This is a genomic window from Azospirillum sp. B506 (assembly GCF_000333595.1).
Lineage (GTDB): Bacteria > Pseudomonadota > Alphaproteobacteria > Azospirillales > Azospirillaceae > Azospirillum.
In genome coordinates, this window is sequence record NZ_BADK01000173.1 from 1 (window position 1) to 1,076 (window position 1,076).

1 pseudogene is annotated in these 1,076 nt (G+C 71.9%); it reads right to left on the reverse strand.

Going from position 1 to position 1,076, the window contains the following annotated elements:
- Positions 1 to 799 (reverse strand): annotated as a pseudogene (locus I71_RS06010) (hypothetical protein); the annotation flags it as partial.
- Positions 800 to 1,076 lie beyond the last annotated feature (277 nt).

Here is a 1,076-nt window from a genome sequence, read left to right on the forward strand (position 1 = left end):
AAAGCATAAGGCCGGCTGCCCTCCCCCCAGATCCCGCGGCAACGCTTCCGGCAGCACATAGCCGAGCGTGGCGAGGGTCGCGGTCAGGCCGTCGAGCAGTTCCGCCCCGGCGATCAGGTCGGTGACCGGGCGCAGGTCGACGGCATCGGATGCTCTGGATGGAGCGCTGGGACACCGGGTCGTACAGGCGCATGTCACGCAGGATGCCGTCGACGATGTCGCAGCGGACCGGCCGGTCGCAGTCGCCGGGAAACACCTCCACCACTGCGCCGCGGATCGCCACCTCGCCGGGTTCGTCGACCCGGTCGTCCAGCACATAGCCGGTGCGTGCGAGCCAGCCGCGCCACGCCGCCTCATCATAGGCCATGCCGCGGGTCAGACGGAACTGCCCGCCCGTCCATGCCTGCGGTGGCGGCAGCCTTTGCAAAGCCAGATCGGCCGAGGCCACAACCAGCCTGCCTCCCGCCGGCTCGCGGCCGTCGGCCAGCCGCATCAGTCCGGCGGCGCGGCGGCCCAGCACGGCCCGCGACGGAGCGACACGCGCGCCGGCCGCCGTCTCGTCGATGGGCAACAGGACGACATCGAGGTCGGGGCACAGGTCGCCGGCCAGCCGCGCCAGCCGGGTGGCGCGGGCGTCGCTGCGGGCGAGCAGCAGGACGCCGCCGGGGCGCCGGGCAAGCGCCGCCAGCCGGACGGCAAGCTCGCCCTCGCTCTGGACGGACAGGATAGACGGGGACGATTCCGGGGCTGGAGGCGGAATGTCGGGGACGGGATCGGCGACGGGAACTCCGTCAAGCATGATGGACGCACATAGGGAGAGGCTCCGCGCAATCGCACCGCGCGCCCCTAGGGAGAAGGGACGGCGGGGCCGCAGAGGGTGAACACCGCCGGGCCGCCGACGGTTGCTTACCCTTCAGTCTAGCGGAACCATCCCGGTCAGTGCAGCACCAGCCAGCCGACCAGCACCGCTGGGAGGCGCCGGCCGTCGCCCCAGCAGGGTCTAAAGCGGTTACAGCCCGCGCCGCCGGATTTTCGGCGAAGCACCGTCCAGGCCAGCAAACTCTGGTCCTTCCCCT